Below are 6,481 nucleotides of genomic sequence, written 5' to 3' on the forward strand. Positions count from 1 at the left end.
CTGCTCCACCTACTGCCTCGGCTCGGGTTAGGCGGCTTCGGTCAGAACACGCCGCACCGCCCTAGCTATGCGCCGCATCGGCTTCCAACCGTCGCCAAGACCTCGTGGTGCGGCGCTCGGACACTGGGTGCCGGGTGCCCGGATTGGCGGTGCTCATGGGCCCGGCGGGTGGTGTTCGCCAGCCTCTCCCTCGGGCGAACCTTCGTGGGCTATCCTCGGCTCACGACCGGCATCGGGCCGGGGTTGCGCGCCGGGCATCCAACGGCCCAGGGCGTATAACAACTCGTTCAAGCCGAAGCCGCTTCGTGGCGCCATCTGCGTGCCTAGCTACGCTAGCACGCACCTGTCACCACTCCGCAGCTCGGCTTAACTCCGGTGTTAGCGCCCATGAAGACCTACATCGCAGCTTTGGTCTTTGTTGCCGCAGCAGCAGCGCCTGCTGTAGTTGCACAGGAGACTCATACTCCCGCACTTGAGTCATTCGAGTTCATTGGCTGCAGCGGAGACTTTGAGGACATGGATGCCACCCCAGAGATCTGGCGTGTCACAGCCGACGGAAAGGTTTCTTTCCTCACACATACAGTTGGAGCTTGCGGGCTCGCTGGCCGCGCCCCTGCTGTTGCGGGTAACGCAGAGACGCTGGATCTGAACTATGAGCTGTTCTCCCCAACTGATGCTGCGATCATGTGCGAATGTGAGTACTGGGCCAGGTTCACCTTTGGCCCGGGGGCTCATACGGTCAAAACTGCAACGTTCGGCGGCAATCGGGCCGTGCTCAAGGGCACTTGGCCTGGGCGCTAACAAATCATTCAAGCCGAAGCCGCTTCGCGGCTCGGCTTAATTCTGGTGTTAGGTGCCGCAATGACTAGATTGGTAGTTCTTCTAATGGTGCTTCTATCAGGATGCGGCGGTAGCGTCAGTCCGGTCGACCTTGTAGCGAGCGGGCAACGGTTCAATGACACGCACATTGAGACATGTGGCTACATTCTTGCTGGTGGGGGTCAATGCAATCTCATTGCCTGCGCTGGTGCTGGTCCAGGCACTCAACCTTCCTCATGCCAGAACTTGGTTTGGCTATCTAGCTCCAGCAAACTCTGCGCAACGGACCACGCAACAGGCTTTTGGGCCAACGTTTCCGGCACGTACTCAGTTCTACCGCCTAGCGGACAGGATGGCCCTCAACTTGTCTTGCGAAAAGCCAAGATTGATCCAGCAGGTGCCGGCTGTTCCTCGGGCGGCACCTAACAAATCATTCAAGCCGAAGCCGCTTCGCGGCTCGGCTTAATTCTGGTGTTAGGGCCCGGAATGGCAGGGCTCAGATCTTGCGGAAGTAGCTGTGTTGCTGCCCTGCCCTCGTGGCCTGGTCGGTAGAGCGCAAGGGGAAGGTGCTGCTCACCGCGACCGGTCACAGGGGAACTAGGCGGTCTGCCTGGTCAGGGCTGTAGGGGAAGGTTTTAGTGATAGGTCTTGGGCTTGGGGCCAAGAGCCCTTGAAGGGTCTTGGGCCAAGGGTGGTACAAAGGCAGCAAGGCGGGCCCAGGTCGGCTAAGCACTCCAAGCCAAGACCGGGCCCTAACAAATCATTCAAGCCGAAGCCGCTTCGCGGCTCGGCTTAATTCCGGTGTTAGGCCGCATGAAACACATCCTCGGAGCTATTAGGTGGCTGCTGCTGTTTGCCTGCCTTATCTGGGGCGCACTACAGCTCAACGGGGCAGTTTTTGCTGCATGGGCGGCGGCCGGTCCACCCAGCGCAAATCCGGAGGGTTGGCTTTTTGTCGCGGGTAACCGTCTGGCGTGGGCGGGCGCCTCCTTCCTCGCTGGAGCGGGTCTGTTCCTCCTGGTTCGGGAGCGCCCCATCGGGAGGTTCGCTGCTGGGCTGTTGATCGCCGCATTCCTTCTTGTCGTCTTTCCTTATGCCCGTGAGTTCGTCGCAACGGACAAGTGCCTTGATTCCGGTGGTCGCTGGTCGGATCTGCGCTGTGTGCGCTAGCCTGCGGCCTAACAATTCATTCAAGCCGAAGCCGCTTCGCGGCTCGGCTTAATTCTGGTGTTAGGCCGCAGGAGCAGGCACCACGATGACCGCACAAGCGCAGCTGACCCAAGAGCAAGCGTATATGGCTATGTTTGTCTTCTTAGACAAACAGTTCTCGCTTGGCTGTGAGGAGCTTGGTGGCATTCTTGGGTCAATGTCCTTGCTCCAGGACGGGTCTCCCGCAGATCAGGCGTTTATTCAAGATTGGCAAGAGGCTGTCGCAGCAGCGCTGTCGGGCAACGCAGCTGCACAAGTGAGGTTAGGTTAGTGGGCACTAGCCAGCGGCCTAACAAATCGTTCAAGCCGAAGCCGCTTCGTGGCGTCATCTGCGTGCTTAGCTACGCTAGCACGCAGCCGTCACCACTCCGCAGCTCGGCTTAACTCCGGTGTTAGGGGCTGGAACAGCAGCTTCGCGATCTCGTAGAAGATCTGTGCAGCGGTTCCCTGCCCTGCCAGTTGTTCGGCCAAGCCCAAGCGCATGAGTGAAGGTTCTTGGGCAAGGGCCGAGGGGAAGGTTAGGCGCTCTTCCGGAGGGGTTCGCCCGGGGAGTTTTGGGTGAAAGATTGCGCGTCCTAAGGCAATGGGACGTGGGGGTTCTGGTACCAAGGATGGTACAAGTACCAGGCAAGGGGCTGGGTCATGCTCGGCAGGCCATGAGCAAGCCAGCCCCTAACAAATCGTTCAAGCCGAAGCCGCTTCGTGGCGCCGTCTGCGTGCTTAGCTACGCTAGCACGCAGCCGTCACCACTCCGCAGCTCGGCTTAACTCCGGTGTTAGGCCTCACATGGAGAGTCACAACATGGATCCAGTCATTCCCAACAGCCGCCGCTGGCTCTGGCTTGCTGCGCTTACTAGCTTTGCGCTCGCCTCGCTCTCCAACGGCAACTCGCTCTTGGCCTTAGGCTTTTTGTTTCTCGGCGTTTTCGCGTTCTTCAACAATCCGCTGGACCCAACATCCGTGCCAGCTTTCAAGACCAGCATTTCGGCACGGCTTTCTTGGGCCTGTGGTGTTCTTGGCATCGCTGCTGTCCTGGGATCAGCTCTAAAGGCATGGCTGTGAGGCCTAACAAATCATTCAAGCCGAAGCCGCTTCGCGGCTCGGCTTAATTCTGGTGTTAGGCACCGTATGCAGCTCATCGGCTTTTCAATTGCAGAAGATTTCATCGCGCTTGAGCGCGGACCTGACCGTTTTGATCTACACAACAACTTTGACTTTCAGGGCATGTCATACGCCCCTGCGCAACAGACGTTAGAGCTACATTGGCGCCGTGGCACCGGCGATTGGGTAAAGCCATCGGACCCACCTGAGCTCTCACTCACCTTTGCAGGGGTGTACTTGTTCAAAGCCCAGGAGCGAGACCCGGCAATTCCATTCACCGAGGATGACTGCTTGGACTCCCTTGGATTCATGTGGGATGACCTAGTAGCTGAGATGCATGCATTCACCTCAAATAGACCTGCTGAGGGCTGCAACCACCTCACGGCCCACTTCATGAGCGGCTTTAGCATCAAAGTGGGCGCCGTGTCCGCGACTCTGCGTGTCTAGGGCGGTGCCTAACAATTCATTCAAGCCGAAGCCGCCTCGCGGCTCGGCTTAATTCTGGTGTTAGCGCTCATGGTCGCCGCAATCCGCACCTTGATTGTCCTATCTCTGGTTTTGCTGATCGTGGCAATTCTGCTGCCACTCGAGCAGCCTTTGAGCGTGGACATTCCGCTAGATCAACCACCTCCGACCTGGCTGCTTGGCTCCGCGTTGCTCCTCGCGAGCTTAGTAGCAGGTGCCGCGGCATCCGTTGGTTTGCTACGGTTCCGCCGCTGGGGCCGGCTCCTTGCCACTGTTGCTTCAGTCCTAGTCCTAATGGCGTTATGGATCCTGGTGCAGTCGCCACTCGCAGACGCGACAAGTGCAATCGGAACCTGGCTGTTTGCCATAGGGGCTTTGTCTTGGCTGTGCGGGGTCGGACTGTCTTACCATCGGCTCGTCGCGCCACGCTTCCGGGCATGAGCGCTAACAAATCATTCAAGCCGAAGCCGCTTCGCGGCTCGGCTTAACTCAGGTGTTAGGGCCCGGAATCGCAGGGCTCAGATCGTGGGGAAAGACTGGGGTGGTGTCCCGCTCCGCCAGGCTTGATCGGCAAGGCGCCGCGGCTTCCGCGATAGCTCGCGATCGGCGGCAGGTGAAAGGAGGCGTTCTTCCTGTGCCAAGTAGCGGGGGAGGTTCTGAGTGAGGGTTCTCTTTGCTTGTGGCCAAGAGCCCTTGTGAGCTCCGGTGCCAAGGGTGGTACAAAGGCATCAGGTGGGGCCAAGGTTGGCGCAGCGGTCCAAGCACAGACCGGGCCCTAACAAATCATTCAAGCCGAAGCCGCTTCGCGGCTCGGCTTAATTCTGGTGTTAGACCATGTATTCAACATTAATCGCACTTCAAGGGCTACTCTCTTACGCTTCAACCATCTCGCTGGTGGTTTTGCTGATATATGCATGGCGGCGCCTAAAGTTTACTGGATTGCTAGTTGTAGCAATCGGCGGAACCCTCAATCTAATAAGCCGAGTCATCCAAGCATTTTCCCCGCCAATGCTCATGGGTCATCTTCCGTTTTCTCGAATGCTCACCCTTGAAGATAAATCAATGGCAACAGAATTTCTTCTTATCTATTCGTGCCACATTCTTGCTGGCTTGATGATAATAATTGGCACAATATTGACATTACGAACATGGTCTAACAATTCGTTCAAGCCGAACCCACTTCGCTCCGGCAACGGCGTGGCAGGTTAAGCTTGCCACGCCGTTTCCTGCGCTGCGCAGGTCGGCTTAACTCAGGCGTTAGGTCTTACTGGGAGTTCTCGCGTGGAATGGCTTGTAATCATCGCCTTAGTCGTGGCCGTCATCTACTTCCTGCGTTCGCGCGGAAAGCCGCAGGTCAGCCTCTCTCATCTTCCAGAACGATTCGTCGTCTTTGATCTTGAGACAACTGGCCTAGACCCAGAAAAGCACGAGATCATTGAGTTTGGTGCCATCCGCGTCAATCGAGACTCAATTAATCACGACACCTTTCAGTCACTCGTCAAGCCGTCCCGAAAGGTTCCTAAGAAAATCACAGAGCTAACCGGCATCAACCAAGCCATGCTTGACGCTGACGGCGAGCCCATTGAGGCGGCACTCCAAGATTTCTTGAACTTTGTCGGCGATCTGCATCTCGTGTCGTTCAACGCCGACTTCGACATGGCATTCCTACAAAACGCTGCTGCTAAACACTCCATCTCCATTCACAACCCTGTGTCATGCGCGCTAAAAATGTCACGCCGCGCATGGCCTGGGCGCAAGAGCTACCGTCTCGCAGATTTGGCCAAAGACGGCAACTTGGGCAACGACGGAACTCATCGTGCGCTCGGCGATTGTCAACGGGCATTGATTGTCTACACGGCTGCAGCGTCAAAGCTCGGGACTGTCAGGTGATAAGAGTAAGACCTAACAATTCATTCAAGCCGACACCGCTTCGCGGCGCGGCTTAATTCAGGTGTTAGCCAGCAAGATATGGCCCATCCGCTCCGTGAAGCAGTAAAGAGCACCTTCTACCCGTTTGCTGAGCGGGCCGGATTTGAGCGTTTGAAAGGCGGTGGGTCCCAATTCACCTACTTCCGCCGCGCGTCTGATGATCTTGTCGATTTGTTCGACATCCAATGGGACAAATACGCACGTCCCTACTTCGTGATCAATTTTGGGCAGTGCACTCCTGATGCGGAGCAGGACTGCTACAAGCCGTGCCGACTCCAACGGAAACGAAGCGGGTACTTGAGTAGCTGGTTCAACCTGCGTAAGCCATTGCTAGCGGCTCTCCGGTCTGGCCAATTGAAATACACTCCGGATGAGGTGGTCATGCAGTTGATCACGTGGTTCCCAGAGGTAGAGGCATGGTGGGCAACCCGAGCCGAGGGGGAGCATGTTTACGCTCCTTTGCTGGCTAACAAATCATTCAAGCCGAAGCCGCTTCGCGGCTCGGCTTAATTCCGGTGTTAGGGCCCGGAATGGCAGGGCTCAGGTCTTGGGGAAAGACGGGTGTGGTGCCCGCTCCGCCAGGCTCGCTCGGTAGAGCGCTACGGCCCATGAAGCTCGCCACGACCGGTCACAGGTGGAAGAAGGCGTTCTTCCTGAGCCAAGTGGTGGCGGAGGTTCTGAGTGAGGGTTCTCTTTGCTTGTGGCCAAGAGCCCTTGTGAGCTCCGGTGCCAAGGGTGGTACAAAGGCAACAAAGGTGGGGCCAAGGTTGGCGCAACAGTCCAAGCACAGACCGGGCCCTAACAATTCGTTCAAGCCGAAGCCGCTTCGCGGCTCGGCTTAACTCCGGTGTTAGCTGCCTAAGGAAAGTTATGCCGCAGAAGGAATGGAAAGCTCAGGTGACGGGCCGTGAGATCCGAGTCGTGAACTCGTGGACCGGCGGTACGCACCTCTACATTG

General features: G+C 57.5%; 5 protein-coding genes. All 5 read left to right on the top strand.

Annotated features, from left to right (window positions below; all coding sequences use genetic code 11):
• Positions 1 to 387 precede the first annotated feature (387 nt).
• The 5 genes from H4F99_RS11465 (at position 388) to H4F99_RS11485 (ending at position 5,484) form a co-directional block, all read left to right on the top strand.
• Positions 388 to 801, top strand: coding sequence for a hypothetical protein (locus H4F99_RS11465; protein ID WP_182669869.1), 414 nt, complete (start codon positions 388 to 390; stop codon positions 799 to 801).
• A gap of 831 nt (positions 802 to 1,632) precedes the next feature.
• Entirely contained in the window at positions 1,633 to 1,989 is a 357-nt protein-coding gene (locus tag H4F99_RS11470) for a hypothetical protein (protein WP_182669870.1), read from the top strand.
• A gap of 85 nt (positions 1,990 to 2,074) precedes the next feature.
• Positions 2,075 to 2,299, top strand: a complete 225-nt coding sequence (locus H4F99_RS11475) for a hypothetical protein (RefSeq protein ID WP_182669871.1) — start codon at positions 2,075 to 2,077, stop codon at positions 2,297 to 2,299.
• Between the two features lie 530 nt (positions 2,300 to 2,829).
• On the top strand, positions 2,830 to 3,090 hold the full coding sequence (locus H4F99_RS11480) for a hypothetical protein (protein WP_182669872.1): 261 nt from the start codon (positions 2,830 to 2,832) through the stop codon (positions 3,088 to 3,090).
• 1,785 nt (positions 3,091 to 4,875) lie between these two features.
• A complete protein-coding gene (locus H4F99_RS11485; protein ID WP_182669873.1) occupies positions 4,876 to 5,484 on the top strand; it encodes an exonuclease domain-containing protein in 609 nt (202 codons plus the stop codon).
• The last annotated feature ends 997 nt before the right edge of the window (positions 5,485 to 6,481 follow it).

This window comes from Marilutibacter penaei (assembly GCF_014145395.1).
Classification (GTDB): Bacteria; Pseudomonadota; Gammaproteobacteria; order Xanthomonadales; family Xanthomonadaceae; genus Marilutibacter; species Marilutibacter penaei.

Excerpts from the sequence above, each read along its gene's own strand:
- H4F99_RS11465 (WP_182669869.1), top strand. The coding sequence starts at position 388 with ATGAAGACCTACATCGCAGCTTTGGTCTTTGTTGCCGCAGCAGCAGCG.
- H4F99_RS11470 (WP_182669870.1), top strand. The coding sequence starts at position 1,633 with ATGAAACACATCCTCGGAGCTATTAGGTGGCTGCTGCTGTTTGCCTGC.
- H4F99_RS11475 (WP_182669871.1), top strand. The coding sequence starts at position 2,075 with ATGACCGCACAAGCGCAGCTGACCCAAGAGCAAGCGTATATGGCTATG.
- H4F99_RS11480 (WP_182669872.1), top strand. The coding sequence starts at position 2,830 with ATGGATCCAGTCATTCCCAACAGCCGCCGCTGGCTCTGGCTTGCTGCG.